Annotated in this window: 10 protein-coding genes; 7 read left to right on the top strand and 3 right to left on the bottom strand. The window is 62.6% G+C overall.

Going from position 1 to position 16,004, the window contains the following annotated elements; translation table 11 throughout:
* The first annotated feature begins 79 nt into the window (after nt 1–79).
* The 4 genes from ACIA5H_RS36735 (at nt 80) to ACIA5H_RS36720 (ending at nt 4,245) form a co-directional block, all read left to right on the top strand.
* The gene (locus ACIA5H_RS36735) at nt 80–568 is read left to right on the top strand and encodes a DegT/DnrJ/EryC1/StrS family aminotransferase (protein ID WP_397080879.1); all 489 of its coding nucleotides are present in this window, start codon (nt 80–82) and stop codon (nt 566–568) included.
* Between the two features lie 6 nt (nt 569–574).
* On the top strand, nt 575–1,015 hold the full coding sequence (locus ACIA5H_RS36730) for an NUDIX hydrolase (RefSeq protein ID WP_397080877.1): 441 nt from the start codon (nt 575–577) through the stop codon (nt 1,013–1,015).
* 245 nt (nt 1,016–1,260) lie between these two features.
* On the top strand, nt 1,261–4,002 hold the full coding sequence (locus ACIA5H_RS36725) for an ATP-binding protein (RefSeq protein ID WP_397080875.1): 2,742 nt from the start codon (nt 1,261–1,263) through the stop codon (nt 4,000–4,002).
* Nucleotides 4,003–4,098: 96 nt separating this feature from the next.
* Nucleotides 4,099–4,245: a hypothetical protein gene (locus ACIA5H_RS36720; RefSeq protein WP_397080873.1), complete on the top strand. Its 147-nt coding sequence runs from the start codon at nt 4,099–4,101 to the stop codon at nt 4,243–4,245.
* Nucleotides 4,246–4,630: 385 nt separating this feature from the next.
* Here ACIA5H_RS36720 and ACIA5H_RS36715 read toward each other — a convergent pair whose 3' ends face one another.
* Nucleotides 4,631–5,764 (bottom strand): site-specific integrase, encoded by a 1,134-nt coding sequence (locus ACIA5H_RS36715; protein WP_397080871.1) that lies wholly within the window; start codon nt 5,762–5,764, stop codon nt 4,631–4,633.
* Nucleotides 5,761–6,231: a hypothetical protein gene (locus ACIA5H_RS36710; RefSeq protein WP_397080869.1), complete on the bottom strand. Its 471-nt coding sequence runs from the start codon at nt 6,229–6,231 to the stop codon at nt 5,761–5,763. Before ACIA5H_RS36710 ends, ACIA5H_RS36715 begins: the two co-directional genes overlap by 4 nt.
* A 926-nt stretch (nt 6,232–7,157) precedes the next feature.
* On the opposite strand from ACIA5H_RS36710, the gene ACIA5H_RS36705 reads away from it, so the two are divergent.
* Both ACIA5H_RS36705 and ACIA5H_RS36700 read left to right on the top strand, forming a co-directional pair.
* Nucleotides 7,158–8,900 carry a hypothetical protein gene (locus tag ACIA5H_RS36705; RefSeq protein WP_397080867.1) on the top strand — a complete coding sequence of 581 codons (1,743 nt, stop codon included), beginning with the start codon at nt 7,158–7,160 and terminating at the stop codon, nt 8,898–8,900.
* A 782-nt stretch (nt 8,901–9,682) separates the two neighbouring features.
* Complete coding sequence (locus tag ACIA5H_RS36700) at nt 9,683–13,078, top strand: hypothetical protein (protein ID WP_397080865.1); 3,396 nt, start codon at nt 9,683–9,685, stop codon at nt 13,076–13,078.
* Between the two features lie 184 nt (nt 13,079–13,262).
* Here ACIA5H_RS36700 and ACIA5H_RS36695 read toward each other — a convergent pair whose 3' ends face one another.
* Entirely contained in the window at nt 13,263–15,137 is a 1,875-nt protein-coding gene (locus ACIA5H_RS36695; protein WP_397080863.1) for a hypothetical protein, read from the bottom strand.
* Between the two features lie 302 nt (nt 15,138–15,439).
* Between ACIA5H_RS36695 and ACIA5H_RS36690 the strand changes: the two genes are divergently transcribed.
* On the top strand, nt 15,440–15,940 hold the full coding sequence (locus ACIA5H_RS36690; RefSeq protein WP_397080861.1) for a hypothetical protein: 501 nt from the start codon (nt 15,440–15,442) through the stop codon (nt 15,938–15,940).
* Nucleotides 15,941–16,004 lie beyond the last annotated feature (64 nt).

Raw genomic sequence — 16,004 nt, 5'->3', positions numbered from 1 at the left:
CTGGCGATCACCCGCCGAGTTCGAAGCCAGTTACCATCACCCGGTTCCGGCTGGAACCTGATAACCCCGCCCTCCAACAATGCGGGGGAACCTCACACTGGAACAACTTTCACATCTGGATGACTACCTCGCAGGGCGTCAGCGCATCGCCGAGCACATCCACGACGAACTCAGGCGAGAACCGGGCCTGACCATCACCTGGCACGAACCACACACCCGACCAGCCTGGTACGGACTCACGATTCGCTACGACAGTGAATTCTTCGATGACGTGCCGGTCGAGCGCTTCCACGCCGCCTTGCAGGCCGAGGGCTGCCGCGAGTTCGACCAGCCAGGATCAACCTGCCCCCTCAATCACCTGCCGCTCTTCCAAGAGCCAGGGCCGCTGTTCCCGGCCTTCACTGGCAAGCTGGCCTACGCCCCCGGCGACTACCCGCGCGCCGAAGCGCTGCACCACACCATTCTCAAGCTCCCCGTTTGGCACCGAGACGAGGACCTGCCGCTCGTCGACCGCTACATCGAAGCGCTCTACAAAGTGATCACCCACCACGCCGACCTGAAAGGATAGGGCTCGATGATCGAGACAACACTGCTGGAGAAGTTGACACTGGAAGCCGACCGGGACGAGGTGCAACAACTCGTCGTCGGCGCCGTTGTCCAGCACGGCGGCAAAGTCCTTCTGCTGGAACGCCCCGCCGAAGATTTCATGGGTGGAATCTGGGAACTTCCGAGTGGGAAGGTCGATCCGGGCGAAGCCATCGACCAAGCCCTGATCCGGGAAGTCAAGGAAGAGACCGGCCTCGACGTCACCGCCATCACGAACTACCTCGGCGAATTCGACTACCAGTCCGGCAGCGGTAAGAAAAGCCGACAGTTCAACTTCACCGTCGAGGTCGGTCATGCTGAGCCTGTGCAGCTGACCGAACACGACGCATACACCTGGACCAGTCTGGCCGACGAACCGCCTGTCACGGATGCCGTAAAGCAGGTTCTCGCGCGGTACCGGGAGAGCTGACGGACACAATCGCGATTCGGCCCCGCACCGATGGATAGTACTGAAAGCCTCCGCAACGTCAATAGCCCGCTCCCGAAACGGAGCGGGCTATGTTGATGGTGCAGTTCTGGGTCGCGGCCGAGGCGTGGTGGGCGTAACGTCCTGGTGCCTGTAGGCGACGGGCGGGGGGGCAAAGGCACTGCTGCACCACACAGGTAAGTCGGTGCGTAATCGAAGGTACGGAAATCCGAGGTGACGGAGGAAGAGTGACGAGTGACGGTGGCGCAGTCGCCGCGTTTGGATTCCGATTCCAATATCTCGTCACGGTCGAAGAGTTCCTTCGCACCGTGACCGAGTACTCGGGTGATTTGGGTGCCGTCGTTCTGATCGTAGAGCCGACACGACACGACATCGGTGTCGGCAACGACGATGACGTCATCGACTTTGCGATCGAGCGAGACGGACGAGTCGAACGCCATGTGCAGGTCAAATCGTCGGTGGTGCCGTCCGAGTCGAACACGCTCGGATATGCCGAGGTTCACAAGATCTTCACCAGAATGGGTAGTGAGGGAGAGGAGGCAGCTGTCCTGACGAACAGGCCGCTAGCGCCGAAACTCGTCGGTGCCTGCGGCACAGCGTCGAGGTCGGCGGAGGGCAGACTGGTCTATCCTGTCACGGCTGCGGAACTCACACAGGAGCCGTCGCCGCGCAGGATGGTCATGCGGGATGATCGCGGCACCGCGGCAATCAAGGAATCGATTCTGGCGTTGATCCGTGGGATCCGACGCGACCGTGCGCTCGGTCAAGGCGAGAGTACTGCGGGGTTGCTTGCTGCACTGCTGATGGATGCTGTGTTCGATTCGGCTGCGGACCTGGCCGCACGCCGGATCAGCGCCGCTGACATCGTCGATCTGGTGTGTACCCCAGATGCACGAATTGCGCATGCGCTGCGTCGCTTCGACTGGGGTGTGCCGTTGCTTGAGGTTCCACGCCTTGTGTCCCCGGTGGCGCGGACAGCGGAACTGATGGAGCTGACCGCCTTGTTTACCGACAGCGTCGCGTCGCGGTATCCGCGCGCTGCCGTGCTGACCGGTGTGACAGGGTTCGGTAAGAGCACGATCGCCGCCGATTTCTGTCACCTGAATCGGCACTTCTACGAGCACGTCTGCTGGATCGACTGCCGCACACAGGGATTGATCGAAGCCAAGGCGAAGACCATCCTCGTCGCCCTGGGAGTCGACGTGGAAGCGATCGAAGATCTCGCGGCAGCGTTTCGATCCGAGATGGCCCGCCTCGGTGGTCCGTTCGTCCTAGTCTTCGACGGCGCTGGCACACGGCAGGAAATAGAGCCGTATCTCCCGTCGAGCGGATGCGGGTTCGTCATCGTCACCTCCACCAACAGCACTGGATGGTGGAGCGCAGCAACGCAACTGCAGATCAGCGCATTTACGCAAGAGGAAGCGGTCGCGTGCTTCGAGGCATTCGCTCAGCTCGAGTCAGATACTCACAGGCCCGCGATCATCGAGATCGTCGAGCGGCTCGGCCGGGTGCCTTTGGCGATCGCGATGGCGGCGTCGTACTTCCGTAATGCGGATGAGGACGTCTCCCAGCTGTCGGGACAATATTTCGCACGACTCGACGCGCTGTCCGAAGCAACGGCAGTGCCCGAGGGGTACGACAAGACCGCGTTCGCGGCCATCCGATTCGCTGTCGCGCAATTGGGGGTCGACTCGAGCCCCGAGCGCAGGAATGAGACACGGGCGCTGATCTACCACGCCGCTTTCATGGCACCTGAGCTCATCCCGGTGAACCTACTCCTGCAGACCGTGTCCGAGACGACCACGATCAACCTGCTGGATCCCCCCACACCGGAAATCGCCGATCAAGGACGCCGCAACGGGGTGATCACCAATCTCCGGACTCAATCGATCGCCCAGCGACGCCACTACGTGGACCCCTCTGCGGTCGCCAATCCAGCCAGCGACACCATCAATATCCACCCACTCGTTCACGAGATCCTCCGCGAGATCCACCGACAAAGCGCGCCGGACGAGTACGTGGTGGAGCTGCTTGCACTCCTGATGACTTGCACGATGGGATGGATCGGGGCACTCCGCTCCAAAGGTCAGTTCTTCGCCTTGGAACAGCTTATGGTGCACGCACGGTGGATTTTGGATCTTGTTTCGACGGTTCCGCTGCCCAGCACTGCCGACCCCGGGAGGGTCTATGTGTTTCGATGCGCGAGGTTGTTTCTCCAATACGAGATCGCAACCACGCATGCATCCCGCGGTCACTACGACAAGAGTGTGAGCGAGATCGAGCTCGCGCTCGACGAGGTCAGCGATCTGACCTTGAGTCGTGGTGCTCAGCACCTTGCCACTACGGCGGCGTGCGCGGCACTCGCTGACACCGTGCTGGGCAGCCTGAGCCAACAGCGCTGCGCGATGTGGGCCGACCGGGCGCTAGCGGAGTTGATCAAGTTCGATGCGGTGGGCGGGCCGGAACGCGGTGATCTGGTGGTCCGGCTGGCTATCCAAGCCGCGCAGTCCATCGGCCGGTCACATATCGAGAGCAAGCAGGCCCTCATTGACAAGTTCGGCGAAATCGCTTCCCGTCAGCGTGTTTCGGCGGTTCCCGAAGCAGCGCAGATTGCGAGACTTCAAGAACTTGTCATCCGCAGCGAGTTCGCAGCGGTTCTCGAACTCGTACAACAGATGCGGGGTTCGGAGCCATCTGCCGACGAGCAGGTCATGTACGACCACTTCGACGCCATTGCGCACCTTCATCTCGGCCGATTCTCGGACGCCGAACAGGCAATCGACCGAATCCTGCAACTTGCGGGAGGATGGTCGTACCTCCATACGTCACTGAAACTGGCGAGCAAAGCGATCAACAGAGCATTGCGGCAAACACGGCCGGAATGGCAAGCTCAATCAGCTCGACTTCAAATCCAGCACGTTGCGGTGCAGCAACTCCTGGATCGCCTGTCCACCGAGAATGCGTCCTAGGGCCGCGTCAAGGAAGGTTGATGCCGTGACCGTGACCGGGGTGGCGGGTTGATCATCGACGGGTGAGCGGTGATGCTGCCGGTGGAGGTGATGCCGGTGGCTCGAAAGCCGGATGTGTTCGTCGGAGCGGTGACCCCGCAGGAGGGCGGCAAGCTGGCCCAACTCGCGCGGCGGGGCAGGCAGCCGGTGCGGATGCGGCGGGCTGTGGTGGTGGCATCGGCGCAGCATCAGTCGGTGGCTTGATCGCGAAGCTGCTGCAGGTGTCGGATACTATGTGCGGCAGGTGATTTACGACTTCAACGAGAAGGGTTTCGACGCGCTGGACCCAAAAATGGAGAAGGGGCAGACCGGCGAAGACCTATTGACGGGACCCCATTGATCGGTCCAGAGAATCTGGCCCCCGCTGGTCAGTTCCGCTCGGGACTGTGGATTAACGGTACCTCTCTGCTATTCGCAGGCTTGACACAGAGATGAGCCGTTAGATCCACAGTCCCTCGGCGTCGACGTATCGGGAATCTCGGCACCGATCCCATGATCTGGGTGCTGTGCTGTGCTGGTCGCAGTCCCGGCCTTCCTCGTACGAGTAGGAGCCGTAGTTCCAAGCTATCTCGGAGCTTGCGTGTCGCTGTTATCGCTCGGAGAGCCCAGGAAATGGGCCGTGTGCGAGGGGCTGTTCTTCTCCGGTGAGGGATTGCAGCGCTCGGGCGACGTCGTAGATGCCGGGGCGGTTGTAGGGGAAGAGAGTGTTTCTGCCGGTGTGGCGGTGGGAGCCGCCGTAGGCGCGGGAGACTGCTTTGCCGAACTGTCGTTCCACGTAGTTCAGTGTGGTGTATCGAATTCGGGTGACGGTGACGTGTTGTTCGGCAGCCCAGCGAAGATGCTTGCGGAATCGGCTGTGGAGGTTGTCGTAGCGGCGGTCGGTCACTGGCTGGCCTGTGTGGTCGCGCAGGACCTGGGTTGTGGTGCGGGAGCCGCCCCGGGCGTCGATGTGTTCGAGCAGATGCTGCAGGAGGGTGGGGGAGATGGGTTGCCAGCGCAGGTCGCCTGATTCCTCGCGGAGGCGAAGGGTGCAGTCTTCTCGGATGATGTCGTGGATGTGCAGGTGTAGTGGGCTGCGGCGGTGACAGGCTGTTTCCATGTGCAGGCGCACGATGAGTCCGTCGAGTTCGCGGTCGTTTCCTGTTGTTTCCGCGACGTCGGCGAGTTCGTGGAGTTGCTCGATGCTCAGCGGAAGTTTGGATCGGCGCGTTTGCGGTGGCCTGGCGACTTTGCGGGCGGAGTTGTCCGAGGGGTCGATCAGGCCGTCGTACTCGGCGTAGCGGTAGAGGCAGCGCAGGGCGTCGATCAGTCCGCCGGCACCACGGGCCTGGGTTGCGTTGATTCTGGGAGCAGCGCGGCTTTGGTGCTGCTTCACCAGGTCGGTGATCTCTGCGGTCGTGGGCTCGTTGAGGCGCCGGTCGCCCCATGCCTGTTCCACCACTCTCCAGTAGCCGCTGTAGGTGTTGCGGGTGCCGTCGGGCACTATTGCGGATATCCGCGCGATGTACTCGCGCACCGTCGGCATGGGCCACCGGCTGTGCCCGCCGCGGTGCACGATCAGTTCCAGTCTCTCGATGGTTTGTCGTAGGGATTCAGGTAGCTCGTCGGTGTTTATGCTGTCCTCCGCCGTCGGTTCGGTCCCCCCGAGCGGCGAGCTGTCGCCGGGGCGGTGAGCGTGCAGGTGGTAATGGAAGTTGCGTGGGTCAGGGGAATTCCAGCTCATGGTTTTCGAGTCCACAGATGTGGGTGTTGACGGTGCAGCATGAGATGCAGGCTGGTGGGCGGATACAGCGCCAGGAGCCGTTGCTCAGGTGCGGCGACAGCCAGTAGCCGGTCCCCGGCCTGGATGCGGAACGAGCGGCGGACCTCGGCGGGCAGGTGCAGATGATGTTGGGATGTCACCGCGTAGGGGCCGTCGCGGCACTCGGTCACGACGATCACCTCATCGGTCGTCTCGATCGCAAGGGCCTGATTTGGTTCCCAGCCAAGCTTTTTCAGTGGCGAGCTGTCCGATAACCGCCCGTTGCCGCCGATGGTGGTGACCGAGCAGTACATCGCCCGGGCGTGCTCGGGCACAGCGGGTGGTCCCGGCTTGCGGAACGGGCGGAACACAGGCTGATGGGCAGCGACGGGATCGGAGCGCTTCGGGCTCGCGCCACCGAACATTCCAGAATCGACTGGCCAGTTCACAGCTCTCCTCGTTGGCCGAGATCATCGGATGAATCCCCCACAGCGCCGCCTCCGACAGGCAGCGTTCCTTCCAGGATCCAGGCCCCCGACAGCCTGGTCAACCGATACAAACCCCGATCCGCCCCATCCCCGAGCAGGCTGGATGCCGACAACAGCTTCCTGATTGCCCACACGTGTCCGGACTCGACTTCAACCACACGAATAGGGCACCTACGCCCTGGATCAGGGAAGGAACGCACCGAACAGGTGCGAAAAGGCCCACCCGAAGCAACAAAAAACGCGCATTCAGTGCATAAACGCACTGAATGCGCGTTTTTACGTGTCCGGAGGGGGACTCGGACACCGAAACTGCGGCAAATATGCACACTTTTCGTGTACATGGCTTCACCATACACGTTCTCCGTGTCCGGGCGGTCGCCGGAGACCTCCCTGGGCACGAATGCGCAACTACGAACATCTACGAAATGCTCTGTACTGCAACGCGGTTGGGTCGAGTGGGTGATCGTTGCTGCATCGGCACGAACACCGCAAGAACCGAGGGCATGATCCGGGGAGTATATGGACGGCCGAATACCGATGCTGTAGTTGCTCCTACAGCTGATTGAACTCGGATCATTCTGCCCTGACACCATTTCAGCATTGCTACACATCGGCACTCCTGTCAATGGTTCAAGGTCACCGAGTTGGAATGACTTTGACTAGTCCGCAAATATTCAGCGAGTCGACGTCATGAGTCCCAGGCAGTCCCGTCCTGACCTGACGAAGGGCTTCTTTCTGACCAGCCGCGTGCCCGCGCACTGATGTGCGGCTTCCCTGATCCGTTCGGCGCCCGACGCTACTACGCGGTGGCTCTGCCGCGTCCGGCGTACGCTGCTCGAGGCGGTATAGATGTCGGTGGCATGTGGTTTGCTCGACCTATGACCCCGGTGAACTGGGAGCGCCTACCTGGCGAGACGGTCGAGGAGTTCGTTGCGGCACTATTGCTGTTGAAGTATCCGCGCGGCAATCTCATTACCCCGTCTCGGGGGGATCGTGGCATCGACATCCGAATCCCAGCTCCGGACAATCGTTTTGATGTCTATCAGGTGAAGCGGTACACCCGAGCGCCGGACAGTAGGCAACGCGCGAGTATCGAGGATTCCTGGCGAGCGTTCGTCAGTCAGACACTGCCCCGGCTTCCGGTCCGCTCCTGGACGTTGGTGATGCCCTGGGATCCCACCAACGAACGCTGGGAGTGGTTGCAGGCGTTGACGGCGGGTGCTGGGCTGGAGGAGACGCATTGGATGGGCCGGACCAACCTCGACACGTTGGCCGCCGATTGCAGTCAGCTCGTCGACTACTACTTCGGCGATGGGCGACGGCGTACCGAGGAGCTGGTGTCTCAAGCTCTTACTGCAGGGATGGCTCTGCCAAACGCGATAGGTCAGGACTTGTTGTCGGCGATCGGTGAACGACAGCGCGCGTTGGCCATGGCGCTGGACGAGATCGATCCTTTCTACCGCTACAGCTCAGAAGTTCGTCCGGGACGATTAGGACCTCCGGATGCCCCGGACTTTGATCTCATGGAAGGCGCTGGTGGAGCCTGCGCGGTGATCGCCAGCGAGTTCGGCGATTCCTTCATCTGGGTGGTGCGGGTGTACCCGCGCAGCCAGGCATTGATGGATTTGCGGCCACCACCTACGACGTCGGTGACCTTCTCGGTCCGCCCCGGGTCTCGTGAGCACGATGCGCTGCGTCGGTTCATCACATTCGGTGTTGCGCCTGAGATTGCATTGCCCGCTCGCGTCACGCGCTCCGAGGGGCCGTCCGGCGTCACGCCGCCGGTCGGTGAGGTACTGCTCCACATCGGTGCACCTGTGGCAGTGGGTGGTGCGTCCGGCTTGGACCTCGAACTGCGGATCGAACCGTCACGGCATTGCATCGAGCTCGTGAACGTCCAGCAGACCCACGGCTTACATGGTGAAGGCATCCGAGTGATCGGTAGGGATCGCGCTGGAGCAATCGAGGTGGAGTTCCTCTTCGACCCTGCCGCCGGTACCTCCGAAGTCGGAATCACTCCCCGTGAGGTCGGCGGGACTCCACCACGCCTTGTCGCGCCTGTACTTCGCGCGATGGAATCGTTGTTCGACGGCTCTTCCGCACTCGTCCTGGCAACGGCAGGCGGTCCGCCACTTGCGGCACCGTGGGATGTTGGGGCAGATCAGGCACTTGTCGAAAAGAGCCGCACGTGGGCGAAGTTGGCCGAGGCTCTGATCGAACTGCAAACCCGAACCTCGACGCCGCTGAGCATGCCTCGACGGGTCAACTCCGCGCAGTACAACCGGATCATCGACGCCGCTGCACTGTTTCGCGGAGAGGACCTCGTCGACGACTGGGAAGGCGTCGACATGCACGTCACCGACCCTGAAGCTGTCGCAAACCACAATGGGGATGATGAATTCGCAATGATGGTCGTCAGGCCGATCACAATCGATTACGACGGCCGCACCATCGAATTCGATGACCAATTCCTCACGCACAGCCCGACAGTGCGATTTGAGGACGCCTCCGTCGTGTCGGCCGGTGTCCAGCCCGGGGATATCGTGCGGTTGCTCCCTGGTTCGGACCGACACATCACCCGCCGCCTCCTGTCCCGAACCGGCGACGCACGAGCAGTGGGAGACACCTGAACGACTTTCATCGATGTGGTCATACCCCGGGTGCCAGGGTTCGAGAAACAGACCCTCGTTGGGCAGTCGGGTGGCGCGGCCGGTGCTGTGTTCGCTGACTTGCACGGTGTCGGCGAGACGGTGGTGTCGCAGGTCGCAGACGAAGATGAGCGCTGCGGTGGGGCAGGCGACGAAGCGGAATTCGAGCCCACCGACGGTGGGGGGGTGAACCAGACGCCGGCGCGGTGCGGGCGACTCCCGCCCGCGTTCGCGCGAGGCGCGTGGGCTGGTCGAGGTTCACCGCCATCCACCGGGCGATCAGCCGCCAGATCAGTCCCGAGTTCCGCATCGGTACGAATCCGGTCGAGGACCGAGTGGACCTGCGGCGGGTGCATGGTGGCATTGTCGAGCCTATGGAAATCACCGGTCCTGCACAGCGCCGATACACTGTGCAGGACGGGGCAGCGGCGAGGTAGGGATGACAATGGGCAAGGCCGCCTCCCGGAAGAACCGACGAACGCTGGCCTGGAGACGAGGCTCCAAACCGGCGTTCACGAAAACGAGAAACAGTCGAACTCGCCAGCGACCGACGGGATAGACGACGGCAGCTATGGAGACGTGCCAGTCGGGAACTTCAGGCGGCCCGGCACGTTTACGGTCTGCGACTGTTGCTCTCGGATTGCCCAGTTCCGGTCTGTGGTCGGTCGTACATCGCGCGCGAATGAGCAGAAGGATTCCGTTCATGATTGAACGTAGGGGAGTTCGGTGATCTGCCACGGTTCCCGCTGCTGGGGTGATGCGGTATGAGCGCGCGTCGCACTGCTGGCGCGGCATGGCAGCGGATTTCCGCTGACTCGATTCTTGCGCGACCTCCTTCCACCGGTGTATCAGGGGATGTCGGAGCCGGTCGAGAACTGCGTCTGGACATCGGGTGGGACCGGTTCGAGCAGCTGTTGGTATCGGTTGCGCAGGGGATCATCGGTCTTGATCAAATGCGGTTCCGCCGCTACGGAGTCGGCGGGCAGAAGCAGCACGGAATCGATCTCGCGGGACGTCATCCCGACACCGGGGACTACACGGTGGTTCAGTGCAAGGACTACCGGCGCTTCACCGTCACCAATCTGCGTGCTGCGGTGAGGACGTTCACCAGCGGTAAGAGGCCGTTCGGTGCCCGGCATCTGATTGTCGCGGTGAGCACTTCGGCGGCTACAACGCAGCTGGAGGACGAGCTGGCAACGCTGCAAGATGTGCACAATGATCTGACGATCGAGTTGTGGGGCGCCGAGCAGATCAACGACGAACTACGCAGTCACCCCGAGATCGTCGGCCGGTTCTGGACACGGGAGACAGCCGACACGTTCTGCACGGGTGCGCCGCTGCCCGGAGTCGCCGCTCCGCCGGTGAACTTGGTCCGGCTCGCCGACCAGATCCTGGTCGGGCCAATTCGAATGGACGGCCTGGAAGATGACCTTGCCGCCGCGGACGTGCTGCGAGGAGCCGATCCTGCCGCGGCAGCCGCTGCCTACCAGCGCATCGCCGACACTCTGGCTGCAGAAGGGTTCCGCGGACACTCGCACGTCGTTCAGCGCAAGCAGCTCGACGCTCTCGACGAGACCGACGATCATCTGGCTGTCGCCGCTCTTATCGCCGAACTCGCTGCGGTTGCTCTGTACGAGGCCGATAGCCGTCAGGCACAGGCGTTGAGCAGGCGACTTGCCAAGCTCGATCCGCAGAGCGGTATGTCCGCGCTCGAAGCGTTGATCGACGAGAGCGCGCGAGCCAACCGGGCCCGCCGAATGGATCAGGAAACCTTGATCGGCGTCCGCCGCCACGGTGAGCTGATCGAGGCCGCTGTCGACGCAACGGTTCACCCCTTACCGGCCACCAGCAAGCTGCGCACCGCGCTCCGCCGAGCGCTCGCCGATTCAGCTCCGCCCGACTATCAGCCGCTGCTGGTGCTGTTGCTGGCCGAAATGACTCACGCGGAAGCGATTCTCGCTCCGTCCCGAGCGATAGTTACCGACTGGGCTGAATCCACTGACTCCGGCACGGATGTGGCCGCCACTAGCCTGGACGAGCTGGACGATCTCATCACCGCCGCGATAGAGCAGCTCGCACAGGCATCTCCGTCCGATCAGGGGCGGGAGGCGTCGCTGCGCCTACGTCTGGTGCGCGGCTACTACAACACCGACGAGCGCAGGACTTTGCTGACCGCGGCGCGGCAGCGGCGACTACCGGAAAAGTCGGCCGCACTGATCCTTGCCGCGCACGCCCGCCGCGAAGCCCTCGATGGCTCCGCCGAGGAGGCTATCGAGCATTGGCGCCAAGCCGTCGCCAGCGCTATTCACGGCGGACACACCGACGATGCCGGCGGATGGCTGTATGCCATCCAGGCGGTCAAGGCTCGGTATGGGCCGTGGACAGTGGGCGGTGACGATTACCATTCCCTGGCGCAAGCGCTTCCGACAGCCTCCAGCGGCCGGCTGATCCGGCGAGTTCGCGACCCGGAAGCCGACGCACGTCGTGCCGCTCTCGCCAACAATCCGCGGGAGGCAATCGTCGCCGCCCGCCGCTGGCTGGCCGACAGCATCGTCGTCGGTGATTGGGTCGATGAGAACACCGCCACCGAACTGCTCGGCGACCTGTACGCGGACAACACCGAACTGGCCCGCGCCGCCTGCTGCTACCAGCGTGCCGGGGCCATCGAGAAGCTCCGCGCCCTGATCGACACAGCCGGCGACCGGCTGCTGCCAATGGTCTCGCCTGTCGGGTCCGGGCCCTGGTGGCAGCAGAAGGCAGCACTGGTACAGATCTCGGCACAGCAGGACTTGCTCGACGATGACACAGTCGTCCTGCTGGTCAAGGCACTGCTGGAGCTAGTCGGACGCGGACGCAACGGAGAACTCACCGACGACCCCGGCGACAGCCTGACCGTCCAAGCCACCAAAACACTTTGCGTTCTTGCAGGCCGGGGTGATGCGGTCGACGCAAAGGGATTGCTCGACATACTCGCCGATGACGTTCCCCGCTCCGCGAACCACTATCGCTACCACGACAGCGAACATGTTCGGGCATGCATCTCGATACTGGTGCATCATCCTGAAATGGCGTGGCACGCGCTCAAACGCGTCTTCGATCTCGCCGAGGCCGGCACCGATGCCGCGCTTGATGTGCTGCACCAACCACGGGTGATCGACGCTCTTGCCACTCCCGCTGCAAATCAGGCGTCGCCTGATTCACCCTCAGCCACCGTGCTGACCGGCCGGCAGCGGAGCATTCTGCGGAAGCGGCTGAGAACGATGGCCGCCGCAGGCCGCTATGACGCAGGGCTAGCGATCGCATCACTCGGCGAGGCAGACGATTCGGTCACCGAGCGCGCAACGCGCGCACGCGACAGGCTTCTGAAAAGACCGGAGCCGGAAGGCTATTCGATCGAACACGGTACTCGGCTGGTGTCGGACTCCTATCTTGTCAGCTTCCTCGAACTGGCCGACCAGCAAGCCTGCCTGTACAAGGTGATGGCCATCGCAGAAGATCGCCGAGCATCCGCCAGCAATCGGCAGGACGCACTCAAGGCCGCCGCCAACCTGGTCATCGACCAAGACGACCGCCTCAAAACCGAAGTGCACCTGCGAAGTCGCACCTATGTGACCGGGGAACAGGATGGCAGCTTCCTGGATGCGGAAACCAGCAATCCACATCCGCTGAGCGCGTTGCGCGTCGACCTCGGGCCAACTTCATTGCGCGCCGACGGCATGCGGCTGGCGTTCAACAGCTCCACTACCGATGACCACCGTGATTGGCTGCGTCACCACGCTATTGACCTGCTCGGCAGCCCTGACACCGGCACGGTCAGGCGCGCCGCGCACGTCCTGTCCTGGCTCGGGGCGACCGGCGTCGGCGACCTTGACGCGGCCATCCTTGCTGGGCATCCACTGTCAACGATGCGTGAACTCGCCGCAGTAGTCGCTGCGGCTGCGCCGACTCGATGGGCATCCACCCTGCGTGCCCTCGCGCGAGACGACGCTTCCTCGGTCAGACTGGTTTTGGCACAACAACTGCGCAACGCGACCGACAATGCACACCCCGGATCTGGTGCCGATACAGATGGGCGTGCCGTCCTGGCCGAGGTCCTCGACAGGTTGCGGGCGGACACACGACACTCAGTGCGTCGTGCGGCCGTCGGTCTCGACAGCTGACGTGCACGCTGCTGTTTCGATCACCACATAGTCGCGGAGCAGGGAACCGCATAGGCGTGAGCTGGTCGACTCGATCCACTTGCACCCAAAGAGGGTGCCGTTATCGGCAGCCCGCGCCCGGTCAGATCTTCGAAGATGGCGAGCAGTCGCTAATCGAATGAATCAGTTAAGTGCGGTGTTCCTTTCACTTGTCTGGGCGTGAACCACTTGCACAGCTTGCGCAGTCTTCGGCATCCAAATCATTTGTCGTTCGACAGCTGGCACATGACCAGTGCGTCGCCGACGCTGTGTCGTGTCGAGTCTCAGGTGGACGGACCGACAAGTCAGGGTCGCGGCGCAGCGCATCCGTTATCGAGCTATCAGGATCCATGCCTTCAGCTTGTGCCGCAATACGTGCGGCGATCCGATAATCAGCAGATTCGGCTGCGGCCGCCCGAGCCAGTAGTTCTTGACCTTTCTCTGCGGCAGTAACGATCGCCACGAGGTAGAGTAAGATCGCCCTATTACGTGGCCGATTCGACATGCCTTTCTCGAAAATGTCTTCGCTGTTCCACGGAGGGTTACTGACATTAGCGAGAACATTTGCTGAGGCCCAAGAAATCCAGTCGGGTCCCGAGTCCAGCCGTGAAAGTAATAGGAGCAACTGATCGGAGGTCAAAACCGCATTCAGATCATCGGAGAGTGAAGGCTCATCGAGTGCGTCGGTTGCAGCTACGAACCATTCGGCCATTTCTGCGCGCTCGCCCTCCGCTGCGCCGACTGCCCGGATATATCGCGCTTGCTGCGCGATCGCGGTTTTGTCGAGACCGTAGGCGTCGGCGATAGCAGCCAGCGCGTCGCGCCGTATGGCGGCGGAGCCGGTCTGTCCAGCCGAACTGTCACTGCGGTCGTCATAGTGGGTCACTTTGAGGAAAGACCCGAGGTCGGCCAAGGACCACAACCCGTCGACGGGTAGTGGTTGCGTCGGGGGAGGCGCGAACGCGCTCAAATCGTCTAGCAGCGCAGTCCGATTCCTTCGGTGGGTATCGAGCCAGTACCTTGCCGTTTCTCTGATTCCCGAGAAGCTTTCGCCGATTTCAGTGTCGACGCCTGCATGTTCGAGAAAGGTGGCAATTCGAGTCGCTATTTCTGCTGCACTGTAGTGGGCGATGAGGGCGGCTCGTTTGCCGGCGTGCTCTGGCAATTCGTCGAGGCGGCGTGCCGCAGCGAGGGCGACGCGGTCCAGTCCCGGTGCCAGAGGTTCACGGGAAACGATCGTGAACCGGCGACGGCGTGTCGCCACCGCGTCTGGCCGGGTTGGCATGGCGATATTGAGCGCGGCCATGACGGTCTGAACCGCCGCCGGGTCGAGCCGTTGCTTGTCGGTGTTGGTATCGGTGAGAACACATAGTGCTGCAGCGATCAATGCGGCACGTTCATCGAGCTCAGCATGGGCAATCAGTTCTGCTCGCTGGGCTCGTGCATCTGAGGAGAGGACGAGCTGGCACGCTGCTTCGACGAAAGGCCAGGGGTCTGCGTCAGCTGAATTGGCTGCGGGCTCGCGGGGCTCTGGGGGAGTTCGGCGAGCACGCACGACTGGAGGGTTGCCTTCGCTGATGGCGGCGATCCCTGTGGCGAGCTGCGCTAGCGTGCGTCCTTGCTCCTCCGGCTCCAGCGTCACAATGCCACGATCGGCCAGCTCTGCGACGAGCAGGGAGATGTGCGGCCTGTTGCGATCGCCGAGATCAAGCAGTGCAGTGACGGTACGGTTGTCCAGGTCGGCGGCGAGGCCGATCGCGCCGTCGGAGTCGGTGTAGATCAGCGCTTCGTCCAGCCATGCCTCGAGCGTCTTTTCATCAGAGCTTTTGGCCCACATAGCGGTAGCGATCTCGACGAATACCTTACTGCGCGCGATGAGCTGGTCGGTCGCGTCGATGACGAACACGGCGACGTGCTCGTCCCAGAAGCGCAGTACGTGCTTGGCTACTTCACTTGCCCTGGCCGGCGCCAGCGCCCATCGGGCAGGATCCCGCAGCAGCGAAGCCAGCGCTTGGGTTGCTTGTGAACCGGAGACGCTCATGTCGCCTGCCAGGGTGATGGGACCACTGGTTTGCCATGTGGATGGGACCGGGTGGCCTTCGGTTGCGGCCGTGTGGTGATAGTGGCCGATCGCGGCCTGCTGGTCAATCCGGTTGCGGTTAGTGCGTCGTTCGCTGGCCGGTTCGGTGGGGTATTGGCTGGTAGTCGATGGTGAGGTTTGTGAGTGGAGAGTTGACCAGGAACTGACCTTCCCATCCTCGGGGAGGGGGGTGCGCGTGACCGTAATATCGGCATCCTTCCTCTCTTGACCAGGGGATGCTGACTTACTGCCAGAGGGACATCATGGGTGACTGGTTTCAGACGGTCGTTGACAAGGACGTGTCGCCGCAGAACGCGAAGGCGGTGGCTGCGGACATACTCGACTGGTTGATCAGCGCCGGGGTGGTGCTGGCCGAGCGTGATGACTGCGTGCTGAGCGCCGAATCCGGTCACCGTCCCGGCCCGGCCGCTGAGACGGTGGTCGATTCGACGGGGTGGAGTTCCTCTTTCCACGACCTCGCAATCAATGGCCTGGAGGTCGTCACTGAACGCTCCGTGTTCGATGGCGGGCAAGGTATGCCGACAGCGGTCATCTGCCCACGCTGCGATGCCACAACCGCGTTGGTCGACGACTCCTATCAACCCATCCACGAGGTCTGGAAGATGTTCGTCGATGAGGGCGTTTTCGTCTGGGACGCAGGTGAGGACGACGTCACCGTGCCGTGCCCGTCATGCGCGCAGCGAGTGGAACTGGCGGACTGGAAATGGGCCGACGGGACTGCCCTCGGTTTGGTTGACTCCTGACCTGTGAGGATTGCTCCTCGCTGGAAGGATGTCCCCCATGCCGAAGCCGTATCCCGAAGAGTTC

The organism is Nocardia sp. NPDC051900, assembly GCF_044452545.1.
Classification (GTDB): domain Bacteria; phylum Actinomycetota; class Actinomycetes; order Mycobacteriales; family Mycobacteriaceae; genus Nocardia; species Nocardia sichangensis.
The sequence above is the reverse complement of the archived record's forward strand: the minus strand, read 5'-3'. Positions and strand labels throughout refer to the sequence as shown.

What these genes read in the sequence shown, in the direction of transcription:
- ACIA5H_RS36695 (WP_397080863.1), bottom strand. Translation starts at nt 15,137, where the DNA reads ATGAGCGTCTCCGGTTCACAAGCAACCCAAGCGCTGGCTTCGCTGCTG.
- ACIA5H_RS36690 (WP_397080861.1), top strand. Translation starts at nt 15,440, where the DNA reads ATGGGTGACTGGTTTCAGACGGTCGTTGACAAGGACGTGTCGCCGCAG.
- ACIA5H_RS36730 (WP_397080877.1), top strand. Translation starts at nt 575, where the DNA reads ATGATCGAGACAACACTGCTGGAGAAGTTGACACTGGAAGCCGACCGG.
- ACIA5H_RS36735 (WP_397080879.1), top strand. Translation starts at nt 80, where the DNA reads ATGCGGGGGAACCTCACACTGGAACAACTTTCACATCTGGATGACTAC.
- ACIA5H_RS36715 (WP_397080871.1), bottom strand. Translation starts at nt 5,764, where the DNA reads ATGAGCTGGAATTCCCCTGACCCACGCAACTTCCATTACCACCTGCAC.
- ACIA5H_RS36700 (WP_397080865.1), top strand. Translation starts at nt 9,683, where the DNA reads ATGAGCGCGCGTCGCACTGCTGGCGCGGCATGGCAGCGGATTTCCGCT.